The following is a 26,635-nucleotide window of genomic DNA, read 5'->3' on the forward strand; positions in this document are numbered from 1 at the left end:
GCAGTGAACATCGCCCTGCGCTACGCCGCGCGCTCCGACGTCGGGCTCGTGCGCTCCAACAACCAGGACTCCGGCTACGCGGGCCCGCACCTCCTCGTCGTCGCCGACGGCATGGGCGGGCACGCGGGGGGCGACGTCGCGTCGTCGATCGCGATCGCGGCGCTCGCGCCGCTCGACGGCGAGTCGCACGGCCCGGACGACGCCCTCGCCGAGCTCGAGCGCTCGATCGACCACGCGCGCCAGGACCTCGTCGAGCGCAGCGTCACCGACCCCGAGCTCGCCGGCATGGGCACGACCGTCACCGCGATCCTGCGCTCGGGCAACAAGCTCGCCATGGCGCACCTCGGGGACTCGCGGGCCTATCTCCTGCGCGACGGCGAGCTCGCCCAGGTCACGACGGACCACACGTTCGTCCAGCACCTCGTGGACACGGGCCGCATCTCGGCGGACGAGGCGGAGACCCACCCGCAGCGCAACGTCGTCATGCGCGTGCTGGGCGACTTCGACATCGACCTCACGCCCGACATGTCGGTGCGGGAGGCGAAGCCCGGGGACCGCTGGCTCCTGTGCTCGGACGGGCTCTCGGGCTTCGTCAGCCCCGAGACGCTCGCCCAGGCGCTCACGGACGAGACCGACGTCGACGCGTGCGCCGACCGCCTGCTCCAGCTCGCGCTGCGCGCGGGGAGCACGGACAACGTGACGGTCGTCGTGGCGGACGTCGTGGACGTCGACGCGCTGCCCGACGGCGGCGCGCCCGGCACGGGCGCGCAGGTCGTCGGGTCCGCGGCGATCGACCGCGACGCACCGACGTCCGCCGCCGACGGGCCCGCGGCGAGGGCCGCCGCGCTCATGGCGAGCGCGAGCGCCGGAGCGCCGGCCGACGACGGCGCGTCACCCGGGACCGGCACCGAGCCCGGTGCGGAGGGCACCGCGGACGGGGACGGCTCCGACGGCGACGACGACGTCCGCCCCGGCCGCGCCCCGCGCCGCTGGGTGACCGTCGTCGCGATCCTGCTCGTGGTCGCCGGCCTGGGCGTCGCGCTCTGGGCGGGCTACCGCTGGACCCAGACGCAGTACTACGTCGGCGTGGCCGACGGCCAGGTCGCCGTGTTCCGCGGCATCCCGGAGAGCGCGGGCCCGGTGACGTTGTCGACGGCGGTCGAGCTCACGGGCACGCGCGTCGACGACCTGCCGGGCTACGTCGTCGACCGCCTCGAGACGACCATCCCCGCGCAGTCGCTCGACGACGCGCGGGCGCGCGCCGAGCGGCTCGTGACCGAGTCGGCCCAGGAGTCGGAGGGTTCGACGACCGACGAGCCCCCGGCCACCGACACCCCGACCGAGGGATCCACCGAACCTCCGGCCACCGACGCCCCGGCGACGACAGAGACCCCGGCGACGACCGACGGCGCGGGCGCGGGGGCCTGATGGCGACGGTGGAGACCACCGACGTGCGTCCCGGCCGGGGCGCGGAGCTCGGTCTGCTCGTCCTCGCGCTCGCGCTGGGCATCGGGGCGTACGCGCTCGTCGGCCTCCGGCTGACGGGCGAGCTCCCGGGTCGGTTCTGGGTGTACAGCATCGGCATGGTCGTGCTCGCCGGCGGCGCGCACGTCCTGCTGCGCCTGCGTGCCCCGTTCGCGGACCCGGTGATCCTGCCGGTGGCGGTCGCGCTCAACGGCATCGGCCTCGCGATGATCTTCCGGCTGGACCTCGGCTCCCAGATCACGGGGGGGCTGCAGGACCTCGCGCCGCGCCAGCTGCAGTGGACGGCGCTCGGGATCCTCCTCGCGTTCGCGGTGATCTGGTTCCTGCGCGACCACCGCACGCTCCGGCGGTACACGTACACCGCGATGATCGCGGGCATCGTGCTCGTCGCACTGCCCCTCGTCCCAGGCCTGGGCACACGCATCAACGGTGCGCAGATCTGGATCAACGTCGCGGGCTTCTCGCTCCAGCCCGCCGAGTTCGCCAAGATCGCGTTCGCGATCTTCTTCGCCGGCTACCTCGTCACCAACCGTGACACGCTCGCCCTGGCCGGCCCCAAGGTCCTCGGCCTGCAGCTCCCGCGCCTGCGCGACCTCGGGCCGATCATCATCGTCTGGCTCGTCTCGCTCGCGATCCTCGTGTTCGAGCGCGACCTCGGCACGTCGCTGCTGTTCTTCGGCCTGTTCGTCGCGATGCTCTACATCGCGACCGAGCGCGTGAGCTGGGTCGTCATCGGCCTCCTCCTCTTCGCCGCCGGGGCCGTGCTCGCGGCGACGGCGTTCGGCCACGTCCAGGCCCGCGTCGACGTGTGGCTGCACCCGTTCGACCCCGAGATCTTCGGACGCGACCCGGGCGGCTCCGGCCAGCTGGTCGGCGGTCTGTTCTCCCTCGGCAACGGCGGGCTCTTCGGCACGGGCTGGGGCGCCGGCTACCCGCGCACGGTGCCCTACTCGTTCTCCGACTTCATCTACGCGTCGCTCGGCGAGGAGCTCGGCCTCACCGGCCTCATCGGCATCCTGCTCGCGTACCTCATCCTCGTGGAGCGCGGCCTGCGCACGGCGATCGGCGTCCGCGACGGGTTCGGCAAGCTGCTCGCGGGCGGGCTCGCGTTCGTCATGGCGTGGCAGCTCTTCGTCGTCGTCGGCGGCATCACACGCATCATCCCGCTCACGGGTCTGACCATGCCGTTCGTCGCCCAGGGCGGGTCCTCGCTGCTCGCGAACTGGATCGTGGTGGGCCTCCTGCTGCGCATCTCCGACGACGCACGGCGTCCCTCGTCGCTGCCCGTGCGCGGGCAGGTCGCGCCCGGCGGCGCGCGGACACGCCCGGACTCGGACGCCGCCGCGGTGGTCGGCCGGGGAGAGACCGTCGGCGCCGTGCCCGACGACGCACCCACCACGGTCGGCGCGACCGCCGTGGTCGGGGGTCCCGCGCGCGCGACGACCGGCGTGCAGCCGGTCGTCGGGCCCGCGGACGAGGTGGACCAGATGCGCACCGAGGTCGTGCGTCGTCCCGACCAGCAGTCCACCGACCGGTCCGGACCGTGGGGAGGTGCCCGGTGAACGTCCCCCTGCGCCGCGTCGCGACCGTCGTGCTCGTCATGTTCCTCGCCCTCATGGTGTCGACGACGTACATCCAGTTCGTGCAGGCCGACTCGCTCAACAACGACACGCGCAACGCGCGCACGACGTACCGGGAGTACGGGAACTTCCGCGGCCCGATCGTCGTCGCGGGCGAGTCGATCGCGTCGTCCACGCCGGTCGACGACGCCTTCAAGTTCCAGCGCGCCTACGCGAACGGCCCCCTGTACGCCCCGGTGTCCGGGTACTTCTCGCTGGTCAACGGCACGGACGAGATCGAGCGCGCCGAGAACGAGTACCTCAACGGCCAGGCCAGCTCGCTGTGGCTCGACCGGCTCAGCGCGCTGTTCACCGGCGAGCAGCCCCAGGGCTCGTCCGTCGAGCTGACGATCAACCCTGCGGCGCAGCAGGCCGCGTGGGACGCGCTCGGGGACCAGCGGGGTGCCGTCGTCGCGCTCGAGCCGAAGACCGGCCGCGTCCTCGCGCTCGTCTCCAAGCCGAGCTACGACCCCAACGTGCTCGCGAACCACGACACGGAGGTGGCCGGGGCCGCGTTCCAGGAGCTGCTCGCGGCCGACGGCAACCCGCTGTCCAACCGGGCCATCCGCGGCAACACCTACCCGCCGGGCTCGACGTTCAAGATCGTCACGTCGGCCGCGGCGATCGAGAGCGGGCAGTACACGTCCGAGTCGGTCATCCCCGCGCCGGACGAGTACCAGTACCCGCAGTCGACCTCGACGATGCAGAACTTCGGCGGGTCCCGCTGCTCCCCGTCGGGGGAGATGACGCTCGCCGACGCGCTGCGCATCTCGTGCAACACCGCGTTCGCCGATCTCGGGGTGACGCTCGGCGACGACGCGCTGCGCGACCAGGCGCAGGACTTCGGGTTCGACGAGTCCATGGAGATCCCCATGGACGTCACGGCGAGCCACTTCCCGACCGACGAGGAGGCGACGCCCCCCAAGACGGCGCAGGCCGCGATCGGGCAGGGCGACGTGCGCGTGACCCCGCTCCAGATGGCGATGGTGTCCGCGGCGATCGCGAACGGCGGCGTCCAGATGGCCCCCTACACCGTCGAGACCATCCGCAACCCGGACCTCGAGGTCGTGCAGCAGTCCGAGCCGCGTCGCCTGCGGACCTCGGTCTCCCCGTCGACCGCGCAGCAGCTCACGCAGATGATGCTCGGCGTCGTGCAGAACGGCTCGGGGGAGGCTGCGCAGATCCCGGGCGTGCAGGTCGCGGGCAAGACCGGCACCGCGGAGACCGGCGGGGACGCGGCGCCGCACGCGTGGTTCACGAGCTTCGCCCCGGCCGACGACCCCCGGGTCGCGGTCGCGGTCATCGTCGAGAACGGTGGCTCGATGGGGAGCGAGGCGACCGGGGGCGCGATCGCGGCCCCGATCGCGAAGGCCGTCATGGAGGCGGTGTTGAACGGATGAGGCCGGTCCGGGGGCTGACGCTCGGCAACCGCTACAGCCTCGTGCGGCGCATCGCCGTCGGCGGCATGGGCGAGGTGTGGGTCGCGGCCGACGACGCGCTCGGGCGCGAGGTCGCGGTCAAGGTCCTGCGCACCGAGTACGCCGGCAACGAGGACTTCCTCAACCGCCTGCGCACCGAGGCGCGCAACAGCGCGGCCCTGTCGCACCCGAACATCGCGCAGATGTACGACTACGGCGAGACGAACGGCTCCGGGTACCTCGTCATGGAGCTCGTCGTGGGGGAGCCGATGGCCGACCTCCTCGAGCGCGAGCCCGTGCTCCCGCCCGCGCGGCTCATGCCGATCCTGTCCCAGACCGCGCTCGCGCTGCACGCCGCGCACCTGTCCGGGGTCGTGCACCGCGACGTGAAGCCGGGCAACATCCTCATCGACCGCTCGGGGACGGTGAAGATCACCGACTTCGGGGTGTCGCTCGCCGCGAACCAGGTACCGATGACCGCCACGGGCATGGTCATGGGCACGGCCCAGTACCTCTCGCCCGAGCAGGCGGTCGGGCAGGCCGCCACCGGGGCGTCGGACGTCTACGCGCTCGGCATCGTGGCGTACGAGTCGATCGTCGGGAACCGCCCGTTCACGGGGTCCACGCCGGTCGACATCGCCGTCGCGCACGTCAACGAGCCCGTGCCGCCGCTGCCGCCGTCGGTCGACCCGGAGCTCTCCGAGCTCGTCATGGCGATGCTCGCCAAGGACCCGCTGGCGCGCCCGCACCCCGCGGACGCCCTCGCCCGGGTCTTCGACGCGATCGGCGCCCGGCTCGCCGCCGACCCGTGGTCGTCGCGCGTCACGGCGCCCGCGCCGACCCGACGTGCCCGGCGCGCCCGCACCGACGACGGCGCCGTGCCCGACGTCGCGCCCGACGGAGCACCCGACGTGCCCGTGCAGCCCCGCGAGGACCTCGCGCCGGTCATCACGCCGCTCGTCATCCCGACGGCCGTGCGCGACCCGCACCCGGCCGACCCCGCCGCGCCGTGGGTCGCGCGCGACAGCGTCGGCAGGTCGACCACGTCCGGCTCGGGCGGTGCGAGCGGGGCTGCCGACACGCCCGAGCGTGCTGCCGCGGACGACGCGCCGCGGGCCGCCGGGCCCGGGCCTGCGCTGCCCTGGGAGCGCCCGGTGCCCGGCGACGCTCAGGACGCGGACGCAGGATCCGGCGCGCGCGCCTACCCGCCACGGCGCGAGATGCACGGCGCCACGCGCTCCCGGCGCCCCCAGCCCGCGCGCACCGCGGCACGCACGAGCCCGGGCGCGACGGGACGCACGGACGAGCGCGCGTCGTCGGGCGCCCCGGCCACGCGCGCCGAGGTGCGGCGGCAGGCGCAGGCGGGCCCCGCCCGCACCAGCGGCGGACGTCGCACGTCGACGACGACCGGGCGACGTATCGGCGGGTTGCCGAACGGTCTGACCTGGCCGCTCGTCGCGCTGCTCGGGCTCCTGCTGGTGCTCGTCGTCGCGACCCTCGCCACGCTCGGGGACAGGGGAGCCGACGACGACGACGCCACCACCGCCTCCGCACCCCTCACCGTGCGGACCGCCCTGCCGGCCGACGCCCGACACCCCGGGCCGGACGACGTAGCAGCGGTGCCCTGGGTGACATCGTGACGACATCGTTGTGTCCCCTGCCCTCGCGGACCCGCGCGGGTGGGATGATTGCGCCAGATGTGCCGCGCGCGGACGCGCCCGCGGCCCCGACAACTCCGAAGGACGAATGAGTGGTGGACAACGCTCCCCGCGTGCTTGCCGGTCGCTACGAGGTCGGTGAGCTCATCGGTCGCGGCGGCATGGCCGAGGTGCACATCGGGCACGACAACCGCCTCGGTCGCACCGTCGCGATCAAGATCCTGCGGTCCGACCTCGCGCGCGACCCCACGTTCCTCGCGCGCTTCCGGCGTGAGGCCCAGGCGGCCGCGTCGCTCAACCATCCCGCCATCGTGGCCGTGTACGACACGGGCGAGGACGTGCACTCCGACACCACGGGCAACGCGGTGCACGTCCCGTTCATCGTCATGGAGTACGTCGAGGGCCACACGGTCCGCGACATCCTGCGCGACGGGCAGGCCGTCCCCATCGACGAGGCGGTCGAGATCACCGCGGGCGTGCTCGCGGCGCTCGAGTACTCGCACCACGCGGGCATCGTGCACCGTGACATCAAGCCCGCGAACGTCATGATCACGCCCACCGGCGCGGTCAAGGTCATGGACTTCGGCATCGCGCGCGCCATGGCGGACTCCGCCGCGACGATGACCCAGACGTCCGCCGTCATCGGCACCGCGCAGTACCTCTCGCCCGAGCAGGCGCGCGGCGAGACGGTCGACGCACGCTCCGACCTCTACTCCACGGGCTGCCTGCTCTACGAGCTCCTCACCGGTCGCCCGCCGTTCATCGGTGACTCGCCCGTCGCCGTCGCGTACCAGCACGTGCGCGAGGCCCCGGCGACGCCGAGCGCCGTCGCGCCGGACGTCCCGGAGGTGCTCGACCGCATCACGCTCAAGGCCCTCGCGAAGGACCGCACGGACCGCTACTCGAACGCCGCGGAGTTCCGCGCCGACCTCGAGAACGCCGTGCGCGGCGGGGCGATCACTGCTCCGTCGCTCGGTGTCGCGGCCGCCGCGGCCGGTCTCGGTGCGGCCGCGATGGCCGCCGACATGCAGCCCACGATGGTGGAGTCGGCCACGCAGGTCATGGCCCCAGCCACCGCGAACCCGTGGGCGACCAGCACGACGCCGGCCGTCCCGCCGGGCGACGACGTCCCGGGCGACGAGGACGGCAAGAAGAGCCGCAAGGGCCTCATGTGGACGCTCATCGCGATCGGCGCGATCGCGATCGCGGCGATCATCACGATGCTGGTGCTCAACGGCCAGGGCGAGGAGGAGCCGACGACGGGCACGGTCCCGACCCTCTCCACGGGGGTCACGCCCGAGCAGGCCGAGCAGCAGATCACCGCCGAAGGGTTCGAGTACGCCCAGGCGATCGACCCGGACTCCCAGGAGCCCGAGGGCACGTTCACGAAGACGACCCCTGAGGGTGGCACCGAGCTGGAGCTCGGCGAGACCGTCACGGCGTTCTTCTCCGGCGGCCCCGACGCCGTGGCCGTCCCGGACGTCACGGGCATGACCCAGGACGAGGCGCGGCAGACGATCACTGGACTCGGCCTCACGGTCACGTCCGGCGGGTCCGAGGACTCGGTCGACGTCGAGAAGGACCTGGTGACGCGGACCAACCCGCCGGCGAACCAGTCCGTCCCGGGTGGCTCGCCGGTCGAGATCTTCACGTCGTCCGGCCTCGTCACGCTGGGCGACCTCGTCGGGCAGCAGCGCGACGCCGCCGAGCAGGCGATCTCCGACCTCGGCCTCAACCCGAACGTCGAGGAGGTCGAGTCCGACGAGCCCGAGGGCCAGGTCCTCAGCCAGCGCCCGAACGCGGGCAGCGTCCCGCAGGGCTCGGACGTGACCATCGAGGTCGCCATCCCGCGCGCGGTGGAGACGACGGTCGTCCCGACGAGTCTCGCCGGGATGACGGAGCAGCAGGCGACCGAGGCGCTCGGCGCCGCCGGGCTCATCCCCGGGAACCGCCAGACGCAGGAGTCCGAGCAGTGGCCCGCGGGGACGGTCATCGGTTCCGACCCGCGCGGCGGCACCGAGCTCAACGTCGGTGACCCCGTCTCGCTCATCGTCTCGACCGGCCCTGGCCCGGCGCCCGGCGGCGACGAGGAAGGCGAGGGCGGCGGCGAGGGCGGCGGAAACGGCGGCCGGGGCGGCAACGACTGATCCTCCGCGCGTCGCCGCGCCGGCGACGTCATGACGACGGGCTCTCACCTCGCGAGGTGAGAGCCCGTCGTCGTGCATGGAGGAAGTTGTCAGCAGCTCAGCGATCCCTGCGGCCGTGGAACGCTGACACGTCGTGGGCTACTGGCGCACGAGCGGCGCCATGCCCGCGGACCGCTCGACGGCGCCCTCGAGCCCGCACGCCTCGAGCCAGTTCGCGAGCAGTCGGTGCCCGCCCTCGGTGAGCACCGACTCCGGGTGGAACTGCACGCCGTGCAGCGGCAGGTCGCGGTGCTGGACGCCCATGATCACGCCACCGGCGGTGGTCGCGGTGACCTCGAGCTCCGGCGGCACCGTGCGGTTGACGACGGCGAGCGAGTGGTAGCGCGTCGCGGTGAACGGGGCGGGGAGGCCCGCGAGGACGCCCTCGCCGTCGTGCTCGACGAGGCTGGTCTTGCCGTGCATGAGCTCGGGCGCGTGCGTGACCGTCGCGCCGTACACCTCCGCCAGAGCCTGGTGGCCGAGGCAGACCCCGAGCATCGGCGTGCGCGACGCGGCGCACGCGCGGATGACCTGCTCGCTCTGCCCAGCCTCCTTCGGGGTGCCGGGGCCGGGGGAGACGAGGACGCCGTCGAAGACCGTGCCGTCGGCGTCGTGGAAGCGGCCCTCGGCGTCCGGCTCGGGCACGGCGTCGTTGCGCACGACGACGGTCTGCGCGCCCAGCTGGTCGAGGTAGCCGACGATCGTGTAGACGAACGAGTCGTAGTTGTCGACGACGAGGATGCGGGTCTGACGGGTCATCGCGAGGCCTCCACGGGCAGGGCGCCGGCGGCGTCCGTCTGGATGTTGGGGTCGTTGAACGGCATGTACTCGGACACGAGCGGGAACAGCCACTCGAAGCACGCGAGCACGACGGCGGCCGCGAGGACGAGCAGGAGGAGCACCCGGACCCACGCGGGCCCGGGCAGAACGCGCCACAGCGCCCCGTACATCATGTGCTCCCGTCGTGCGTGCTGGTCGCTGCGCCGGCGGGCAGCGACGCGGCCGACGCCTCGGCCGGGGGTGCGGTCTGGCCGACGAGGTCCGGCGGCGTGCCGTCCTCGACGGGCATCCAGTAGTCGAGCTTCGCGTTGACGATGAACCGGGCGACGAGCGAGTTGAGCCCGATCGGGTGGCACGTCGTCAGGGTCAGGTACCGCTCGGTGGGCTCCACGCCGGGCTGCCAGGGCACGGGCGCGACGGCCTCCACCTGGTCCGGCTCGACGGCCTCCATCTGGTCCACCCGGTAGACGTACCAGACGCCGTCCGCCTCGACGACGAGCGGGTCCCCGATCTCGAGCTCCTCCACGTCGTGGAAGATCTTCCCGTAGGTCTGCCGGTGCCCGGCGACCGAGAAGTTGCCGATGTCGCCCGGCATGACCGTCTCGGGGTAGTGGCCCGCCATCGCCTTGTCGAGGATGCTCTGCTTGTCCGTGCCCTCCGCGATCGGCATGACCGCGTCGCCCCAGCGTGGGACGCGCAGCGTCCCGAAGACCTCGCCGAGCGCGGGTACCGCCATGACCGGGGGCGCGTCGCGCCGGACCGTCGTGGCGACGTCGGCCGGGTCCGGCGCGGGCGCGTCGAGCTCCGCGAGCACCTCGGCCTGGACCCGGTCCGCCTGGACGTCGGTCCACCACAGCTGCCACACCACGTAGAGCCCCAGCAGCACACCGAGGGTGATGAGCAGCTCGCCGACGACCCCGACGACGGCGGAGACCGCACCCCGTCCGCCGCCGCGCGCACCCGCGTGCCGCACGTGTCCCGGGACGGTCGCGGTCACGACACCACCGCGGAGGCCGGGCGGGCGTATCGCAGCTCGAGCCCGCCCTCGTAGCTCGGCAGCTCGAGCCCGTCGTGCTCCTCGACGGCCCAGCCCAGGTTCACCGCCTCGACGTACTGCTGGTAGGTCTGCACGCCCGGCGACCGCTCGAGCGCGTCGCGCAGCGCGTCGGGGTCGCCCACCGCCTCGACGACGTAGGGCGGCGAGTACACGCGGCCGTGCAGCAGGAGGATGTTGCCCGCGCACCGGAACGCCGACGTCGACGTCACGCGCTGGCCCTGGAGGGTCATCGCCTCGGCGCCGCCCGCCCAGAGGGCGTTGACGACGGCCTGGATGTCCTGCTGGTGCACGACGAGGTCGTCGGGACGGATCTCCGCGGGGTAGCTGCCCTCGGGCGGGGCGTCGTCGAGCGACACGGACAACCCGGACCCGCTCACCGGCACGGTGCCGGCGGCGAGAGCCGTGCGCGCCGCGAGGTCGGGGTTCATGCCGACGGGGGCGTCACCCGTGTCGGAGAGGCTGGCGATCTCGTGCGTCAGGGCGTCGACCTCGGCAGCGAGGTCGGCGACGCGGCCCGACTCCTTGTCGACGAGCTGCGCCAGGTTCTCGGGGTGGCGTGACTCCTCGCCGCGCGCCAGCCGTGCGTTCGCGGTGAACATCAGGCCCGCCAGGGCGAGGACGAGCGCGACGCTCACCGCCGAGCGGACCCGCCGCGCGCGCGAGGGGGCGGGGGCAGGGTCCGCAGGGGACGGATCGGCGTTGCTGCTCACGCGACCGTCTCCTTCCTGGGCGGGGCCGTGTCGTTCCCTATTGTGTGCGCCCACTACGCTAGTCGACGAACGCCGTCCACGAACGCGTCGAACCCGTGCTCCCACGGACCTCGCCCGCCCGTCGACGACCTTCACCCGAGCCATGCACGGTTCCTGCACGACGACGGCAGGCGTCCGCTCCCGCGACGCGTCACCGCCGCCGTCTGCAGGGGACCCCACCAGGACAGGAGCCCACCCTCGTGCCCGAGTCGAAGTCACGCAAGAAGCCCAAGGCACCTCGCGAGCCGCGCGCGCCCAAGCCCGACACGGGCAACCCGCGCTGGCTCGTCCCGACGATGCTCGGGCTCATGCTCGTGGGGCTGGCGTGGATCGTCCTGTTCTACCTGAGCGGCCCCGCGCAGCTCCCCGTCCCCCCGCTCGGCGCCTGGAACCTCGCCGTCGGCTTCGCGTTCATCATCGCGGGCTTCGCGCTCACCACACGCTGGAAGTAGCGGCACGACGGCGGTTCCTGGCGTCGCCGAGAATGACAGGCGTGTAGTTCCACACCTGTGAGCAAACCTGGGGATAACTTCTTCGGTGCCTTCGCTCCGCCGTCGTGAGCAGCGCTCCGGACCGTGCTCGCTCAGCCTCCGAGGTGGGCGAACTGGTCCGCCGACGCGTACGTGAGCCACACGGCGGCGCCGAGCGCGACCGCCACGGCCGCCGTCGCGCCCACGGACACGAGCGTGCGCCGCTCGCGCGGGGCGTACGCGTAGGCCGCGCCCAGCGCGAGGCCGACGACCAGGCCTCCGAGGTGCGCCTGCCACGCGATCCCGGGGAAGAACAGCCCGATCGCGAAGTTGATGCCGATGAGCACGACGATCTGCATCGCGTTGCGGCCGGTGCGCCGCAGGACCAGGAGGATCGCGCCGAACAGCCCGAACACCGCGCCCGAGGCGCCGACGACCGGCTGGTACCACGCCTCCGCCGTCGGGCCGCCCGCGAGGACGAGGTACCCGACCGAACCGCCCAGGGCGGACAGCAGGTAGAGCGCGGTGAACCGTGCCCGCCCGAGCTGCTGCTCGAGGAACGGGCCCGTGATCCACAGGGCGTACATGTTGAACAGGATGTGGACCGGGCTCGTCGAGTGCAGGAACGCCGCGGTGAGAAACCTGTACGGCTCGAGCTCGCCGATCCAGGGCGCGAACGCCAGCCTGCTCGTCCACTCCCCGCCCGTCACGAGCTGGAGGAGCCAGCTCACCACGCACAGCCCGATGATCGTGAACGTCACCACCGGCCGGCCGGAGCCGACCTTGCCCCCCAGGGCCGTGCGCACCGTCGGCGCCTGGCGCGCGCTCTCGCGCACGCAGTCGACGCACTGCACGCCGACGGCCGCCGGGCGCTGGCACTCGGGGCACGTCGGGCGTCCGCAGCGCTGGCAGCGCACGTACGACACGCGGTCCGGGTGGCGCGGGCAGACCGGCGGGACGGCGGGACCGTCGTGCGGTCCTGCCGTCCCGTAGGCGGGTGGGCCGGGAGGCCCGGGAGGCGCGGAGATGGTCAGTCCTCGATCGTCACGGAGCTGATGACGATGTCCTCCTGCGGACGGTCGCCCGGGCGGGTGCGCGTCTCGTTGATCGCGTCCACGACGGCGCGCGACGCGTCGTCCGCGACCTCGCCGAAGATCGTGTGCTTGCCGTTGAGCCACGGCGTCGGCACGGTGGAGACGAAGAACTGCGAGCCGTTCGTGCCCTCGGCCTCACCCGTCACCGGGTTGCGGCGCAGGCCCGCGTTCGCCATCGCCAGGAGGTACGGGCGGTCGAACTGGAGCTCCGGGTGGATCTCGTCGTTGAACGTGTAGCCAGGACCGCCCGTGCCGGTGCCGAGCGGGCACCCGCCCTGGATCATGAAGTCCTTGATCACGCGGTGGAAGATCAGGCCGTCGTAGAACGGCTCGGAGCGCTCCGCCCCGGTGCGCGGGTCGGCCCACGTCGTGGTGCCCTGCGCGAGCCCGACGAAGTTCGCCACCGTCTTCGGGGCGTGGTTCGGCAGGAGCTCGATGCGGATGTCACCTGCGGTGGTGTGGAGGGTTGCGAACATGCGCACCATCCTCCCACGAGACCCGCGCGCGACCCGTCCCACGTGCCGTCTCGCGGGGTGGGGACGGTGGTGGCAGAGTAAGCGGAAACGTCATACACCGCATCCACCAGAACGTCCGCGCCGGACGACGACCCCGGGGAGCACGCATGACCCGTTCTCGCTCAGCGAGCGACTCCGTCAAGGACACGCTCGAGCAGATCGACACCGAGAAGCTCAAGGAACAGGCCGCCCAGGCGGCCGCGACCGCCCAGAACGCCGCGAGCCAGCTCGCGGACCAGGCCAAGGACGCCGCAGCGCAGGCCAAGGAGTGGGGGACGCCCAAGGTCGAGGCGTTCCTCGAGTGGCTCCAGCCACGCGTCGAGAAGGCCTGGCAGGACAGCATCCAGGCCGCCGCACCGCGCGTCGAGAAGGCTGCCGAGAAGGCCACGCCGGCGATCGACACCGCGCACGACAAGCTCGTCGACGACGTGCTGCCCAAGATCGTCGCGAGCTTCAACGCCGCGGCGGCCGGCGCGTCGGAGGCCGCCCAGCGCGCCTCGGACGACGCCGCCGAGGCGACGGCCGCCGCGGCAGCCGCCACCGCCGCCGCGACGGGCAGGAAGGCCCGCAAGCTCGCGAAGCAGGCGCAGAAGGCCGCCGCCGAGGCGTCGAAGCAGGCACAGAAGGCGGCGGGCAAGGCGGGCAAGAAGGCGGCGAAGGGTGCCGACAAGGCCGCGGACAAGGCCGCGGCCAAGCTCGCTGCCGTCGCCGACAAGGCTGCCGCCGAGGCGGACTCCTCGTCGGGCAAGGGCAAGACGCTGTGGTGGATCGCCGGCGGCGTCACCGCCGCGGGCGTCGGCTACGTCCTCTACCGGCGCGCCCAGCCGACGACCGACCCCTGGGCCGAGCCCTGGGAGCAGGAGGAGCAGCAGGTCCACTTCGACGACGTCGTCGGTGGCGCCAAGCACGCCGTCGGCGACGCCGCCGAGACCCTCGGCGAGGCGGCGGGCGTCGCCGTCGCGAAGGGTCGTGAGGCGACCGACAAGATCGCCGAGCGCGCCGCGGAGGTCCGGGGTGACGTGAGCGACCGCGTGACCGACGCCGTCGGCGAGGCGAAGGAGGCCGCGAAGAAGGCCTCGAGCCGCGCTCGCCCGTCCCGTCCTGGCACGACCGCGAAGGACTCCGGCCAGGAGTCCGCGCAGGCGCCCCTGCCGGGCTCCGCTCAGGTGACCGGCGAGGACGCGGCCGAGGCGAAGAGGTCCCGCGAGGCGACCGAGGGCGCCGCCGAGGACGCCGCCCAGAAGTCGGAGAAGCCCGGCGACCTCTGAGCGGTCCGCGGACCCGCCGACGACGAAGGGCCCCACCGCCTGGTGGGGCCCTTCGTCGGCGGTGCTGGTGGAGCCAGGGGGACTCGAACCCCCAACCCCCTGCTTGCAAAGCAGGTGCGCTACCAATTGCGCCATGGCCCCGGGCGACGCGGCCTGGGGCCGGTCAGGTGTGGAGAGTGCTCACTCGAAGGTGTCGGTGACCTCTGCCCAGAGGTCGCGCTCGGCGTTGTCCTCCGAGTACTTGCGCCACAGCAGGAATCCGGCTCCGGCAGCGAGAAGCAGGACGAGGATCTTCTTCATGACGTTCCCCCTCGAGTGGGTTCGGCAGTGGGCCTAAGAGGACTTGAACCTCTGACCTCTTCCTTATCAGGGAAGCGCTCTAACCGTCTGAGCTATAGGCCCGTTCGCGCCTCGCTGGTCAGCCCCTGAGGGCTGCTCCGCACGCAGGCAGCGCTTGAGATTACCCCACCGGGACCCGCAGACCCAAACCGGGAGGCCGCCGGGACCGGCAGCGACTCTCGTGAGCGTCAGTCGTCCGTGAGCGTGAGGTGCACGCCGCCCACGAGCGCGGCGACGATGTTGTACAGGAACGCCATGATCGTCGACAGCGCCGTGATGATCACCACGTTGACCACCCCGAGCAGGGTCGCGAGCGAGATCACGCGGCCGAACTCGACGAACTGGAGGATGTCGACGTTGTTCTCCTCGCCGAGGACCTGCGCGACGAGCTCCTCGAGCTTGAAGAACACCTGCATGCTGTCGAGGACGTACCAGACGACCGCTGCGGCGACCACGGTCATGATCCCGATCGCGACCGCGAGGAGGAAGCCCAGCTTCATGGCCGACCACGGGTCGACGCGCGACACGGCGAGACGCACCCGGCGCGGGCCGCCGTCCGGCCGGACCGCGGGCGTCGCACCCGTCGCCGTCCCGACAGCGGGCGTGGCGCCCGTGACCGGGCTCGCCGTGCCCGTGACACCGGCGGCGGAGTAGTGCATCGCGCCGCCGCTCGAGGACAGCGTCGACGGTGCCTGCGCCGCGGCGGGGGCCGCCGTGGAGGGAGAGGAGGTGGTCGTCGGCACTCGCCTCACCGTCCGATCGTCGATCTCGTCCTGGGAACCCTCGGTCTCCGCCGGGGCTGCCGGCACCGCGGCCGACACCTTCTTCGCGGCGGTCTTCGCCGCGGCGATCGCGGCCGCAGCCGCCTTGACCGCACCGGCGCGGGCGACCGCGACCCGGCTCTCGCCCGACGCGCGCTCCATCCCGTCGGCGTCGACCGCCGGGCCCTGACCCGGTGCGGATGCCGGTGCGGACGCCGCCGCGGGTGCCGGCGGCGGGGGCGGGGGCGGCGGCGGAGCCGCTGCATCGCGTGACACGCCGTGCGGGGTCCCGTTGCTCGTGCCGTTGCTCGTGCTGTGGGACGACCCGTTCGACGAGCCGTGACCGTTCGACGACGGGTCGACCGCCGGACGCGACGTGCTCGTCGTCGCGTCGGGCCGCGGGACGGTCACCTTCGGCGTGATCGTCGGCGGTGCGTTCTTGTCGCTGCTCATCTGGTTTCCTCGGTGGTTCCGGGGGCCGTCTCGTTCCCGTCGGCCTCCTCGGCCGTGGTGATCGGGTCGGTGCTCCGTGCGCTGCTCGGATCGGGCGCGTACGGGGCCGCGCCGGTCCCGTCCTCGGTCACCACGGTATCCCGATCCTCTCCGAGGCGACGTTCGACGTTCCGCGCGACCGCGATGATGCGGTCCCCCTTGTCGGGCTTCGCGAACGTCACCCCCTGAGTGGTGCGACCGGTGAGGTTGACCTCGCCGACCGCGGACCGGACGATCTTCCCGCGTTCCATGATCACCAGCACCTCGTCATCGGCCTCTGTGACCAGAGCCCCCACGAGATCTCCACGAGCCTCCACCAAGTTCGCGACCTTGATGCCGAGTCCGCCGCGTCCTTGGACGCGGTACTCGTCGATCCGGGTGCGCTTGGCGAAGCCGCCCTCGGTGACGACGAACAGGTTCGAGCCCTCCTGGACGACGTCGGCCGAGAGCAGCTCGTCGTCCGCGCGGAACTTCATGCCCGTGACCCCCGACGTCGCGCGGCCCAGCGGCCGCATCGTGTCGTCGTCGGCGGTGAACCGGATCGACTGTCCCTTGCGCGAGACGAGGATGAGGTCGTCCGTCGCGTCGACCAGCAGCGCGGCGACCAGCTCGTCGGGAGTGCCGCTCTCGTCCTCGCGCAGGTTGATCGCGATGAGGCCGCCCGACCGCGGCGAGTCGTACTCCGTGAGTCGCGTCTTCTTCACCAGGCCGCGGCGCGTCGCGAGGACGAGGTACTCCGCGTCGTCGTAGCTGCGCAGGTCGAGGACCTGCGCGATCTTCTCGCCGGGCTGGAACGCGAGCAGGTTGGCCACGTGCTGGCCCTTGGCGTCGCGCCCGCCCTCGGGCAGCTCGTACGCCTTCGCACGGTAGACGCGCCCGAGGTTCGTGAAGAACAGCAGCCAGTGGTGCGTCGTCGTCACGAAGAAGTGGTCGACGATGTCGTCCTCGCGCAGCTGCGCCCCGCGCACGCCCTTGCCGCCCCGCTTCTGGGCCCGGTAGTTGTCCGAGCGGGTGCGCTTGACGTACCCGCCGCGCGTGATCGTGACGACCATCTCCTCCTCGGCGATGAGGTCCTCGATCGAGACCTCGCCGTCGAACGGGAGGATCGTCGTCCGGCGCTCGTCGCCGTACTTGTCGACGATCTCGCGCATCTCGGTGCCGACGATCTGGCGCTGACGCTCCTCCGAGGCGAGGATCGTCTCGTACCCGATGATCTCCCGCTCGAGCTCGTCGTGCTTCTCGATGATCTCCTGGCGCTGCAGCGCGGCGAGCCGCCGCAGCTGCATGTTGAGGATCGCCGTCGCCTGGATCTCGTCGATCTCGAGGAGTCCCATCAGCCCTTCGCGCGCCTGGTCGGCGTCCGGGGAGCGGCGGATGAGCGCGATGACCTCGTCGAGCGCGTCGAGCGCCTTGAGGTAGCCGCGGTAGATGTGGATCGCCTTCTCGGCCTCGCGCAGCAGGTACTGCGTGCGGCGGACGACGACGTCGAGCTGGTGCGCCGTCCAGTGCCGGATGAAAGCGTCGAGGCTCAGCGTGCGCGGGACGCCGTCGACCAGCGCGAGCATGTTCGCGCCGAACGTGTCCTGCAGCTGCGTGTGCTTGTACAGGTTGTTGAGGACGACCTTCGCGACGGCGTCGCGCTTAAGCACGACGACGAGGCGCTGGCCCGTGCGGCCCGACGTCTCGTCACGGATGTCCGCGATGCCCTGCATGCGGCCGTCCTTGACCAGGTCGGCGATCTTCGCCGCCAGGTTGTCCGGGTTGACCTGGTACGGCAGCTCCGTGACGACCAGGCACACGCGGCCCTGGATCTCCTCGACGTTGACCACCGCGCGCATCGTGATCGATCCACGGCCCGTGCGGTACGCCTCCTCGATGCCCTTGTGCCCGAGGATCGTCGCGCCCGTCGGGAAGTCCGGGCCCTTGATGCGCAGCAGCAGCGCCGCGAGCAGCTCCTCGCGGCTCGCCTCGGGGTGGTCGAGGTGCCACTGCACACCCTCCGCGACCTCGCGCAGGTTGTGCGGCGGGATGTTCGTCGCCATGCCGACCGCGATGCCCGCCGAGCCGTTGACCAGCAGGTTCGGGAACCGGGCCGGCAGCACGGCCGGCTCCTGGGTACGGCCGTCGTAGTTGTCCTGGAAGTCGACCGTGTCCTTGTCGATGTCCCGGACCATCTCCATGGCCAGGGGCGCCATCCGGCACTCGGTGTATCGCGGCGCGGCCGCCGGGTCGTTGCCGGGGGAGCCGAAGTTCCCCTGGCCCGCGACCAGCGGGTACCGCAGCGACCAGTCCTGCACGAGGCGCACGAGCGCGTCGTAGATCGCCGTGTCGCCGTGCGGGTGGAACTTGCCCATGACGTCGCCGACGACGCGCGAGCACTTCGAGTACGACCGGTCCGGCCGGTAGCCGCCGTCGTACATCGCGTACAGCACGCGACGGTGGACCGGCTTGAGCCCGTCCCGCACGTCGGGCAGCGCACGCCCGACGATGACGCTCATCGCGTAGTCGAGGTACGACCGCTGCATCTCGAGCTGCAGGTCGACCTGCTCGATACGCCCGTGATGCACCGCGAGGGCCGTCCCGTCGGCGTGCACGACCGCGTCGACCGCGTCGCCGTCACCAGGAGCCGTGGGCTCGATCTCGGGGTTCTGCTCGTCGGTCACGATCTACCTCGTTCGTTCGTCTCTTCGTGCGTCTCGTACGTGGTTGCCTCGTGCGCTGTGGCCAGGTCCGCGGGCGCTGCGCCATCGGCCCATCGCGGGTGGCCCGCGCACGAGGCGATGCGACCTGCGCGAGCGAGCCGGGACGGGGCCGGAGGGGCGGCCGTGCCGGGTCGTGGCGGGTCTGGCGGGAGCGTCGCGAGGAACGAGCGGCGCGGATGGTAGACCCGGCACGGCCGCCCCGGAGTGCCCCGTCCCGGCGCCCCACCACGGGACGCGCGGCCCGCGACGAGCGGCTCAGATGTCAAGGAACCGCACGTCCTTCGCGTTGCGCTGGATGAAGCTGCGGCGGGACTCGACGTCCTCGCCCATGAGGACGGAGAAGATCTCGTCGGCCGCGGCGGCGTCGTCGAGCGTGACCTGGTTGAGGGTGCGGTGCTCGGGGTCCATGGTGGTGTCCCAGAGCTCGGAGTAGTCCATCTCGCCGAGACCCTTGTAGCGCTGGATCCCGTTCTCCTTGGGGATCCGCTTGCCGGCGGCCTGCCCTGAGGCGAGGAACGCGTCGCGCTCCTTGTCGGAGTACACGTAGTCGTGCGGGGCGTTGGACCACTTCAGGCGGTACAGCGGCGGCTGCGCGAGGTAGACGTGGCCGTTCTCGATGAGCGGTCGCATGTAGCGGAACAGGAGCGTGAGCAGGAGCGTCGCGATGTGCTGGCCGTCGACGTCGGCGTCGGCCATGAGGACGATCTTGTGGTACCGGAGCTTGGCGAGGTCGAAGTCCTCGCCGATGCCGGTGCCGAACGCGGTGATGATCGACTGGACCTCCTGGTTGGACAGGGCCCGGTCGAGGCGCGCGCGCTCGACGTTGAGGATCTTCCCGCGGATCGGGAGGATCGCCTGCGTGCGCGGGTTGCGCCCGCGCACGGCGGAGCCGCCCGCGGAGTCACCCTCGACGATGAAGATCTCGCACTCCTCGGCGCGGTTCGACTGGCAGTCGCGCAGCTTGCCGGGCATGCCGCCCGACTCGAGCAGGCCCTTGCGGCGGGTCGCCTCGCGCGCCTTGCGGGCGGCGAGACGCGCCTGCGACGCCTGGATCGCCTTGCGGATGACGTCGCGAGCCTCGCCCGGGTGCGAGTCGAACCAGTCGTTGAGCCGCTCGTTGACGACCCGCTGGACGAACGTCTTGGCCTCGGTGTTGCCGAGCTTCGTCTTCGTCTGGCCCTCGAACTGCGGCTCGCCGAGCTTGACGGAGATGACGGCGGTGAGGCCCTCGCGGATGTCGTCGCCCGTGAGGTTCTCGTCCTTCTCCTTGAGGATGCCCTTGTCCCGTGCGTACCGGTTGACCAGCGACGTCATCGCCGCCCGGAAGCCCTCCTCGTGCGTGCCGCCCTCGGTCGTCGAGATCGTGTTCGCGAACGTGTGGACGGACTCCGAGTACGCGCTGGTCCACTGCATGGCGATCTCGACGGAGATCCGCCGCTCGGTGTCCTCCGACTCGATGTCGATGACGTCGGGGTGGACGAGCTCGACCTTCTTCGCGCCGTTGAGGTGCTTGACGTAGTCGATCAGGCCGCCGTCGTACCGGTAGCTCACGGTGCGCGCCGCCGGCGACGTGCCCGACGACGTCGCGTCGCCGCTCGCGGGCGTGCCGTCCTCGGCGCTGCCCAGGGCCGTGTCGCCGGATGCGGAGACGGTCGACCCGTCGCCGCCGGTGACCTCGTCGCCGGTGTCGAGGTGCGCGGGGCGCTCGTCGGTGAGCGTGATGCGCAGGCCCTTGTTGAGGAACGCGTACTGCTGGAACCGCGCCCGCAGGGTCTCGAAGTCGAACTCGGTGGTCTCGAAGATCGTCGGGTCGGCCCAGAACGTCTGGGTCGTGCCGGTCGCGTCCGTGGCCTCGCCCCGGTGCAGCTCGCCGACCGGCTTGCCGCCGTCGGCGAACTCCTGGCGCCACGCGTACCCGTCGCGCTGGACCTCGGTCACCACGCGGGACGAGAGCGCGTTGACGACGGAGATGCCGACGCCGTGCAGTCCGCCCGACACCGCGTAGCCGCCCCCGCCGAACTTGCCGCCCGCGTGGAGGATCGTCATGACGACCTCGACGGTCGGCCGACCCTCGGTCGGGTGGATCGCGACCGGGATGCCGCGCCCGTTGTCGACGACGCGCACGCCGCCGTCGGCCAGCAGCCTGACGTCGATGGTGTCCGCGTGGCCGGCGAGGGCCTCGTCCACAGAGTTATCCACAACCTCGTACACAAGGTGGTGAAGACCCCGCTCGCCCGTCGAGCCGATGTACATGCCCGGACGCTTGCGGACCGCCTCCAGCCCCTCGAGGACGGTGATGTTGCTCGCGTCGTAGCCGCCACCCGCGGGCGGGGCCGCGGGAGCGGGCGCCGTAGGGTCGGTGATGGCGGTCTCGGTGTGCTCTGCCACGGGCAGGACTGCTCCTCGTCGTCGTGCACGCGGCGGCCGGATCCTGCGGAATCGGTCGCCGTTGCTCATAGGTTCCGGGCCCGCACCGCCGTCGGCGCCAGCTCCACGCGACGAGGAACGACCACGCCGACGAGGGCTGGTCGTGCCCCCTCGAGAGGGCTGCGCGAGCGGGTGGTGACAAGACCCGGAATGACCTGCCCAGTCTACCCGTCGCGACCCGAAAACCGCGGATCCTGGCCCTCCTGGGGACATCTTCGGGTCGATTCGCGACGCGATCCCCGCTGCGCGCGCGGAAGTCCTCCACAAAGTTTTCCACAGGGTTGTCCACCGGCCCGGCGCACTGCGTCAGCAGAGCCCCGGACGCACCTCTCGCCCCGTCGTAGGTCACGAAGGGGTCTCACCTCTCAAGTCGGCTATCTACCTTTCATGGCGTAAGTGGTCTAATACCACACACAATCATGATTCGCGCGTCGTCCGCGCAGGAGTGATCACTGCCCGGACGCAACACCCTCGAAGGGACCCCTCCTCCGTGAAGAGACTTCTCGCGAGCGCCGCAGCGACAGCGCTCGCCCTCGGCGGGCTCGTCGCCACCGCGGCACCCGCCACAGCACACACGCCCGAGTCCTGGGCGGACTGCCGAGCGCTGAACGTCGAGCTCAAGTGGTACGCCGACGACAACGAGCTGACCGTCACCGTGGACGGCGACGTGCTCGAGCCTCGCACGTTCGACCGCGAGTTCGTGAAGACGTACGAGCTCGACCCCACGACGTCGCACACCTGGAGCGTCGAGGTGGACGCCTCTGACGGCGACCAGCACAACTACTCGAACTCCGGCACGACGACCGCGTGCGACGCACCCGAAGGCGACGCGGTGCAGGTGGGCGTGTACGTGTACCCCAAGCTCGACGCCTCGATGCCTGCGAAGTGGGAGAACTCGGGTCCCCAGCGTTTCGTGACCAGCACCGAGACCTTCGATCCCTCGGCCGACTACCTCAAGCGGTGGGCGTGGCTCGTCTCGCCCCTCGACCTCGACGACGTGCGCGAGGTTGCCGAGCAGATCGCGGGCGAGGAGGTCCCGCTCGAGGAGCTGTGCACCGCGTGGGGCATCCAGCAGGACCTCGCCCGCGGATCGGCGCAGGAGTTCCCGCTCCCCACTGAGATCGAGTACCCGCACAACGGCGGGTTCCCCGGTAACCGGCTCATCGACTCCCACCATCAGGACGTCGGCGCGTCGCTACCGAAGGGTTCGTGCGACACGCCGCCGGCACCGTCCGTCCCGTCTACCGTCGCCCTGGCCCCCGAGGCCCCCGCGGCGCTCACGGTCTGCGGTGCGGACATCGACGACGTCGTGCTCCCGGCCGAGTCGGAGGGCTTCACGTACCAGGCCATCACGGCGGGCATCCGCGCGACGGCCAAGGAAGGCGTGACGTTCGACGAGGCGAAGCTCGGTGGCTATGTCCTGGAGGACGGCGCACGTACGGCCGTCTTCCCGAGCGAGGAGCTGCTCCCGGCCGACGAGGAGTGCGCCCTCGTGCCCGGCGCCATCGAGGCCGTGTGCCAGGGCGACGTCCCCTACCTGGGCTACGCCGTCGAGCTGCCGGACGGCGCGACCGTCGACGAGGAGAACTCGCTCACGATCACGTTCCGCCACCCGAACGGCGGCGAGGACTACGTCGTCACGAACCAGCCGCTGAGCGGCTCGATCCTGTGGCCCGGCGCCTCGGCCGAGGAGCCGAAGCAGTGGCCCGGGTTCGTCCGCAACGAGGACGGCTCCTACACCGAGACCGAGGGCAACTACGCGTGGACCCGGGACGGCGTGGAGGTCCTCTTCGAGGTCAACCCGTCGTACTCGACCGTCGTGACCTACCCGCCGGCCACGACCGCCTGCGCGAACCCGCCCGTCGCGCCCGTCGCGGCCGAGGACGTCGCGGGGGCCGCCCCGACGAGCAACGGGCCGCAGCTCGCGTCGACCGGCGCCACCGTCGCCGGTGCGGTCGGCTTCGCGGCGCTGCTCGTCGGTGGGGGAGCCCTCGTCTTCTGGCTCCGCCGCCGCGTGCAGGCATGACACCCGCCGGTCGTCCCTGACGACCGGGTGACGACCCGGCAGGGCCCGCCGCGACCACGGTCGCGGCGGGCCCTGCGTCGTCCCGGCACACGTGCCGTTCGCGCGTCGGCTCAGCCCCAGGTGTCGCGCGGACCCGGGCCGCGCACGGACCTCTTCCCGCGCCGGAAGCTGGGACCGGCCGGGCCGAGCACCGTCACGGTCTCCACCACGCCCTCGCCCACCTCCTGCGCCAGACGCTCCAGGAGACGCGGCGCAAGCAGGCGCACCTGGGTCGCCCACGCCGTGGAGTCCGCGCGCACGACGAGCACCTTGTCCTCGAACGTCTCCGGCTCGCAGTGGTCCGCGACCTGGTCACCGACGACCTCCCGCCACCGCCCGACCACGCCGCCCACCGACACGTCCGCCACCCAGTCACGCTCGCGCAGCAGGTGCGCGAGGACGTCCGCCAGGAGCTGCGGGTCGCGACCGCTCGGCCGCGCGCCCGACGAGGGCGCGTCCGCCAGGATCCGCCGCCGCGGTTCCTGCCCCGGCCGCAACCCCTTCGCCCGCGCCGCCGCCTTCGCCCGGTTCAGCGCCTGCCGCGCGACCTCCGCCGGCGGGGTCAGCTCCACGACGTGCCCCACGGGCATCCCCGTCGCCCGCGTCGCCTCGTCGTCACCACCGCGTTCGTCGTCACCACCGCGGGCAGGACCGGGGGGTGGCGGCCCGTCTACCATCCGCGGGCTCGTTCCTCGCCCGCTCCCGCCAGGCCCACCACGACGGGCCGCCACCCCCCGGTCCTCCCCGCTCGTAGGCACCTCACCCTGGGAGGTCGCTCGCGCTCCCCAGGTCCCGGGCCCCGTCGCGCGAGGCGCCTCACCCGGGGACGTCGCGCCCGCCCGCCAGGTCCCGCCCGTCGCGGTGGCGGCGGGCGCGGTCGTGGCCGACGACGACGGGCCGAGCCGGGCGCGCGAAGTTCCGCTCGCGTCGTCGTCCACACCCGTTGTGGATTGCCCGGTCGATCCCGCATCGTCCAACTCGAAGAGGTGCGACGACGTGCCGAGGGCCGAGCCGTCGTCGTCTCCGCCCGGGAGCATCCCGGGAAGGTGAGACGGCACGGCGGGGGAGGGAGGCGGCGCCGGGTCGTGGGGGGCTTGGCGGGAGCCCGCGAGGGACGAGCGGGCGGATGGTCGACCCGGCGCCGCCTCCCTCCCCCGCTCCCGGGGCGACCCGGCATCCCTCGCCTCACGCGACGCAGCCTTGTCGTCACTGCTCGTCACGAGTCACCGTCCCGTCGTGGACGGTGTATCGCGCTCCGTCGAGGAGGGACGGGACGTCGTCGGGCACGGCAGCGGTGATGATGACCTGGCCGGCACCGGCAACCAGCTCGGCGAGCCGCTCACGACGGCGGACGTCGAGCTCGGCGAAGACGTCGTCGAGGACGAGGACGGGCTCGCCGTCCGGGCCCCACTGGTCCGCCCACAGGAGCGACTCGAGGCCCGCGGGGGCGCCGTCCTTGAGCAGCCGGTAGGACGCGAGCCGTAGTGCCAAGGCGAACGACCACGACTCGCCGTGGCTCGCGTACCCCTTCGCGGGCAGGCCGCCGAGGGTGAGCACGAGGTCGTCTCGGTGCGGCCCGACGAGGTTCACGCCGCGCTCGATCTCCTTGCCCCGTACGGCTTGCATGGCACCCAGCATGCGCTCCTCGAGCGCGGTCACACCCGGGATGCCCGACGGCGGCGCGTCCGACCGGGCGCCGTCCTCGCCGACGCCCGCCGCGTCGTCGGGCGCGGCGTGCTCGTCGAGGGCCTCGTCGACGGACGACCGGTAGGTCGTGAGCGCCGCGCCCTGGCCTGCGCTGACCTGGTCGTACGCCTCGGCCACGTAGGGCGCGAGGGCGGCGACGAGCTGCAGGCGCAGCGCCGTGATCTCGGCGCCCAGGCTCGCGAGCCGCGCGTCCCACACGTCGAGCGTCGCGAGGGCCGCGGTGACGTCGTCGACGACGGGTGGTTCGCCGTCGTCGGGCACGGGTGGCTCCGGCGCGGGCCGCGGTCGCCGGGAGCCACGACCTCGGCCACGGAGCGCGGCCGCGGACTTGAGCAGTGCACCACGCTGGCGCAGGACCCGGTCGTAGTCGGCGAGCAGCGCGGAGACGCGCGGGACGAGGAGGACGGCGAGCTGGTCGAGGAACCGCCGCCGCCCGTCGGGGTCGCCCTTGACGAGCGCGAGGTCCTCGGGGGCGAACAGGACCGTCCGCACGATCCCCAGGACGTCCCGCGGCTTCGACGCGGGAGACCGGTTGATGCGCGCGCGGTTCGCCTTGCCCGGTGTGATCTCGAGCTCGATCGTGCTCGCGCGGTCGCCCCGCACGACGCGCGTACGCACGACGGCGCGCGGGGCGCCCGCCCGGACGAGGGCCGCGTCGCCTGCCACGCGGTGGCTCGCGAGCGTCGCGACATAGCCGATCGCCTCGACGAGGTTCGTCTTGCCCTGACCGTTCGGGCCGACGAGGGCGTTGACGCCCGGGCCGAGCTCGAGGTCGACGGACTCGTAGGAGCGGAAGTCGACGAGGGACAGGTGCGAGACGTACATGCGGGAGCGGTCGGGTAGCGACGAGCGTCGGTCAGGCGGGCGGCTCGAGCGGGCCCGCGCCCGGAGACGCCGGCCCGGCGGCCTTGACCGCGTGCCCGCCGAACTGCTGGCGCAGCGCGGCGACCGCCTTGAGCGCGGGGGACTGCTCCTGGCGCGACGCGAAGCGCGCGAAGAGCGCGGCGGAGATCACGGGCAGCGGGACGGCGTTGTCGATCGCCTCGTCGACGGTCCACCGACCCTCGCCCGAGTCGTCGACCCAGTCGTCGATCGCGGCGAGCTGAGGGTCCTCCTCGAGCGCCTTGACGAAGAGGTCGAGGAGCCACGACCGCACGACGGTGCCGCGCGTCCACGCCTTCATCGTGCCGTGGACGTCCTTGACGACGTCGCTCTTGGCCGCGAGCAGCTCGTAGCCCTCGGCGTACGCCTGCATGAGGCCGTACTCGATGCCGTTGTGGACCATCTTGGCGAAGTGCCCCGCACCGACCTCGCCCGCGTGCACGAAGCCCTCGTCGCGCGGCCCGTCGGGCCGCAGCGCGTCGAAGATCGGCATGGCCGCGGTCACCAGGTCGGCGTCGCCGCCGACCATGAGGCCGTACCCGTTCTCCAGGCCCCACACACCGCCCGAGACGCCGACGTCGAGGTAGCCGACACCCTTCTCGCGCAGCTCGCCGGCGCGCGCCTGGTCCTCGGCGTAGTGGGAGTTGCCGCCCTCGATGACGACGTCGCCCTCGCCGAGGAGCTCACCGAGCTCGGTGACGACACCACGCGTCGGATCGCCCGCGGGGACCATGACCCACACGATGCGCCGCTCGTCGTCGGGAAGGGCCGCGACGAGCTCGGCGAGCGACGCGACGTCGGACACCTCGGGGCGCGGGTCGTAGCCGGTGACCTCGATGCCCGCTGCGCGGACGCGCGCGCGCATGTTGTTGCCCATCTTGCCGAGTCCGACGAGTCCGATGCGCGTGACCATGCGGGGTCCTCCGGTGTGGTGGTTCCGTGCGTGAGCGGTCCGCCGCGC

21 protein-coding genes and 2 tRNA genes are annotated in these 26,635 nt (G+C 72.5%); 8 read left to right on the plus strand and 15 right to left on the minus strand.

The window, feature by feature from the left end; genetic code table 11:
* The first annotated feature begins 3 nt into the window (after positions 1-3).
* The 5 genes from AC4H2H_RS11780 to pknB all read left to right on the plus strand — a co-directional run bounded on the left by AC4H2H_RS11780 (position 4) and on the right by pknB (position 8,327).
* Positions 4-1,428, plus strand: coding sequence for a Stp1/IreP family PP2C-type Ser/Thr phosphatase (locus AC4H2H_RS11780; protein WP_494370992.1), 1,425 nt, complete (start codon positions 4-6; stop codon positions 1,426-1,428).
* Positions 1,428-3,047 carry an FtsW/RodA/SpoVE family cell cycle protein gene (locus AC4H2H_RS11785; RefSeq protein WP_494370993.1) on the plus strand — a complete coding sequence of 540 codons (1,620 nt, stop codon included), beginning with the start codon at positions 1,428-1,430 and terminating at the stop codon, positions 3,045-3,047. Before AC4H2H_RS11780 ends, AC4H2H_RS11785 begins: the two co-directional genes overlap by 1 nt.
* Entirely contained in the window at positions 3,044-4,504 is a 1,461-nt protein-coding gene (locus AC4H2H_RS11790; RefSeq protein WP_494370994.1) for a peptidoglycan D,D-transpeptidase FtsI family protein, read from the plus strand. Before AC4H2H_RS11785 ends, AC4H2H_RS11790 begins: the two co-directional genes overlap by 4 nt.
* Positions 4,501-6,162 (plus strand): serine/threonine-protein kinase, encoded by a 1,662-nt coding sequence (locus AC4H2H_RS11795; RefSeq protein WP_494370995.1) that lies wholly within the window; start codon positions 4,501-4,503, stop codon positions 6,160-6,162. The genes AC4H2H_RS11790 and AC4H2H_RS11795 overlap by 4 nt, the downstream gene beginning before the upstream one ends.
* 110 nt (positions 6,163-6,272) lie before the next feature.
* Positions 6,273-8,327 carry a Stk1 family PASTA domain-containing Ser/Thr kinase gene (gene pknB, locus AC4H2H_RS11800; RefSeq protein WP_494370996.1) on the plus strand — a complete coding sequence of 685 codons (2,055 nt, stop codon included), beginning with the start codon at positions 6,273-6,275 and terminating at the stop codon, positions 8,325-8,327.
* A 138-nt stretch (positions 8,328-8,465) separates the two neighbouring features.
* Here the strand turns inward: pknB and AC4H2H_RS11805 are convergent, their stop codons facing one another.
* The 4 genes from AC4H2H_RS11805 to AC4H2H_RS11820 are packed head-to-tail and all read right to left on the minus strand — an operon-like array spanning position 8,466 to position 10,913.
* Complete coding sequence (locus tag AC4H2H_RS11805) at positions 8,466-9,125, minus strand: aminodeoxychorismate/anthranilate synthase component II (RefSeq protein WP_494370997.1); 660 nt, start codon at positions 9,123-9,125, stop codon at positions 8,466-8,468.
* Complete coding sequence (locus tag AC4H2H_RS11810; RefSeq protein WP_494370998.1) at positions 9,122-9,319, minus strand: hypothetical protein; 198 nt, start codon at positions 9,317-9,319, stop codon at positions 9,122-9,124. The genes AC4H2H_RS11805 and AC4H2H_RS11810 overlap by 4 nt, the downstream gene beginning before the upstream one ends.
* Entirely contained in the window at positions 9,316-10,143 is an 828-nt protein-coding gene (locus AC4H2H_RS11815; protein ID WP_494370999.1) for a class E sortase, read from the minus strand. The genes AC4H2H_RS11810 and AC4H2H_RS11815 overlap by 4 nt, the downstream gene beginning before the upstream one ends.
* Positions 10,140-10,913 (minus strand): DUF881 domain-containing protein, encoded by a 774-nt coding sequence (locus AC4H2H_RS11820; RefSeq protein WP_494371000.1) that lies wholly within the window; start codon positions 10,911-10,913, stop codon positions 10,140-10,142. The genes AC4H2H_RS11815 and AC4H2H_RS11820 overlap by 4 nt, the downstream gene beginning before the upstream one ends.
* A gap of 239 nt (positions 10,914-11,152) precedes the next feature.
* On the opposite strand from AC4H2H_RS11820, the gene AC4H2H_RS11825 reads away from it, so the two are divergent.
* Complete coding sequence (locus tag AC4H2H_RS11825) at positions 11,153-11,404, plus strand: cell division protein CrgA (RefSeq protein ID WP_494371001.1); 252 nt, start codon at positions 11,153-11,155, stop codon at positions 11,402-11,404.
* Positions 11,405-11,535: 131 nt separating this feature from the next.
* On the opposite strand, the gene AC4H2H_RS11830 is transcribed toward AC4H2H_RS11825, so the two are convergent.
* Both AC4H2H_RS11830 and AC4H2H_RS11835 read right to left on the minus strand, forming a co-directional pair.
* On the minus strand, positions 11,536-12,348 hold the full coding sequence (locus AC4H2H_RS11830) for a rhomboid family intramembrane serine protease (protein ID WP_494371002.1): 813 nt from the start codon (positions 12,346-12,348) through the stop codon (positions 11,536-11,538).
* 104 nt (positions 12,349-12,452) lie between these two features.
* Complete coding sequence (locus AC4H2H_RS11835) at positions 12,453-12,992, minus strand: peptidylprolyl isomerase (RefSeq protein WP_494371003.1); 540 nt, start codon at positions 12,990-12,992, stop codon at positions 12,453-12,455.
* A gap of 146 nt (positions 12,993-13,138) precedes the next feature.
* Here AC4H2H_RS11835 and AC4H2H_RS11840 point away from each other — a divergent pair, with 146 nt between their 5' ends.
* Positions 13,139-14,299, plus strand: a complete 1,161-nt coding sequence (locus AC4H2H_RS11840) for a hypothetical protein (RefSeq protein WP_494371004.1) — start codon at positions 13,139-13,141, stop codon at positions 14,297-14,299.
* Positions 14,300-14,364: 65 nt separating this feature from the next.
* Here the strand turns inward: AC4H2H_RS11840 and AC4H2H_RS11845 are convergent.
* From AC4H2H_RS11845 to gyrB, 6 genes are all read right to left on the minus strand, one after another.
* Positions 14,365-14,440: transfer RNA gene (locus AC4H2H_RS11845), tRNA-Ala, on the minus strand.
* A 39-nt stretch (positions 14,441-14,479) separates the two neighbouring features.
* A complete protein-coding gene (locus AC4H2H_RS11850; protein ID WP_494371005.1) occupies positions 14,480-14,599 on the minus strand; it encodes a DLW-39 family protein in 120 nt (39 codons plus the stop codon).
* A 28-nt stretch (positions 14,600-14,627) separates the two neighbouring features.
* Positions 14,628-14,701, minus strand: a tRNA-Ile gene (locus AC4H2H_RS11855).
* Between the two features lie 125 nt (positions 14,702-14,826).
* Positions 14,827-15,852 (minus strand): DUF3566 domain-containing protein, encoded by a 1,026-nt coding sequence (locus tag AC4H2H_RS11860; RefSeq protein WP_494371006.1) that lies wholly within the window; start codon positions 15,850-15,852, stop codon positions 14,827-14,829.
* Positions 15,849-18,485, minus strand: coding sequence for a DNA gyrase subunit A (gene gyrA, locus AC4H2H_RS11865; protein ID WP_494371027.1), 2,637 nt, complete (start codon positions 18,483-18,485; stop codon positions 15,849-15,851). The genes AC4H2H_RS11860 and gyrA overlap by 4 nt, the downstream gene beginning before the upstream one ends.
* 363 nt (positions 18,486-18,848) lie before the next feature.
* A complete protein-coding gene (gyrB, locus tag AC4H2H_RS11870) occupies positions 18,849-20,981 on the minus strand; it encodes a DNA topoisomerase (ATP-hydrolyzing) subunit B (RefSeq protein WP_494371007.1) in 2,133 nt (710 codons plus the stop codon).
* A gap of 529 nt (positions 20,982-21,510) precedes the next feature.
* Between gyrB and AC4H2H_RS11875 the strand changes: the two genes are divergently transcribed.
* Positions 21,511-23,046 carry a hypothetical protein gene (locus AC4H2H_RS11875; protein WP_494371008.1) on the plus strand — a complete coding sequence of 512 codons (1,536 nt, stop codon included), beginning with the start codon at positions 21,511-21,513 and terminating at the stop codon, positions 23,044-23,046.
* 110 nt (positions 23,047-23,156) lie between these two features.
* Here the strand turns inward: AC4H2H_RS11875 and AC4H2H_RS11880 are convergent, their stop codons facing one another.
* The 3 genes from AC4H2H_RS11880 to gnd all read right to left on the minus strand — a co-directional run bounded on the left by AC4H2H_RS11880 (position 23,157) and on the right by gnd (position 26,587).
* Entirely contained in the window at positions 23,157-23,675 is a 519-nt protein-coding gene (locus AC4H2H_RS11880; protein WP_494371009.1) for a DciA family protein, read from the minus strand.
* Positions 23,676-24,291: 616 nt separating this feature from the next.
* On the minus strand, positions 24,292-25,617 hold the full coding sequence (locus AC4H2H_RS11885) for a DNA replication/repair protein RecF (RefSeq protein WP_494371010.1): 1,326 nt from the start codon (positions 25,615-25,617) through the stop codon (positions 24,292-24,294).
* A gap of 31 nt (positions 25,618-25,648) precedes the next feature.
* Complete coding sequence (gene gnd / locus AC4H2H_RS11890; protein ID WP_494371011.1) at positions 25,649-26,587, minus strand: phosphogluconate dehydrogenase (NAD(+)-dependent, decarboxylating); 939 nt, start codon at positions 26,585-26,587, stop codon at positions 25,649-25,651.
* Between the last annotated feature and the right edge of the window lie 48 nt (positions 26,588-26,635).

The sequence above is a fragment of the Cellulosimicrobium sp. BMG9.22 genome, from assembly GCF_059159975.1.

Coding starts and splice junctions, on each gene's coding strand:
- AC4H2H_RS11810 (WP_494370998.1), bottom strand. CDS start 9,319: ATGATGTACGGGGCGCTGTGGCGCGTTCTGCCCGGGCCCGCGTGGGTC.
- gnd (WP_494371011.1), bottom strand. CDS start 26,587: ATGGTCACGCGCATCGGACTCGTCGGACTCGGCAAGATGGGCAACAAC.
- AC4H2H_RS11885 (WP_494371010.1), bottom strand. CDS start 25,617: ATGTACGTCTCGCACCTGTCCCTCGTCGACTTCCGCTCCTACGAGTCC.
- AC4H2H_RS11785 (WP_494370993.1), top strand. CDS start 1,428: ATGGCGACGGTGGAGACCACCGACGTGCGTCCCGGCCGGGGCGCGGAG.
- AC4H2H_RS11880 (WP_494371009.1), bottom strand. CDS start 23,675: ATGCCCGTGGGGCACGTCGTGGAGCTGACCCCGCCGGCGGAGGTCGCG.
- AC4H2H_RS11835 (WP_494371003.1), bottom strand. CDS start 12,992: ATGTTCGCAACCCTCCACACCACCGCAGGTGACATCCGCATCGAGCTC.
- AC4H2H_RS11805 (WP_494370997.1), bottom strand. CDS start 9,125: ATGACCCGTCAGACCCGCATCCTCGTCGTCGACAACTACGACTCGTTC.
- AC4H2H_RS11840 (WP_494371004.1), top strand. CDS start 13,139: ATGACCCGTTCTCGCTCAGCGAGCGACTCCGTCAAGGACACGCTCGAG.
- AC4H2H_RS11860 (WP_494371006.1), bottom strand. CDS start 15,852: ATGAGCAGCGACAAGAACGCACCGCCGACGATCACGCCGAAGGTGACC.
- AC4H2H_RS11850 (WP_494371005.1), bottom strand. CDS start 14,599: ATGAAGAAGATCCTCGTCCTGCTTCTCGCTGCCGGAGCCGGATTCCTG.
- AC4H2H_RS11795 (WP_494370995.1), top strand. CDS start 4,501: ATGAGGCCGGTCCGGGGGCTGACGCTCGGCAACCGCTACAGCCTCGTG.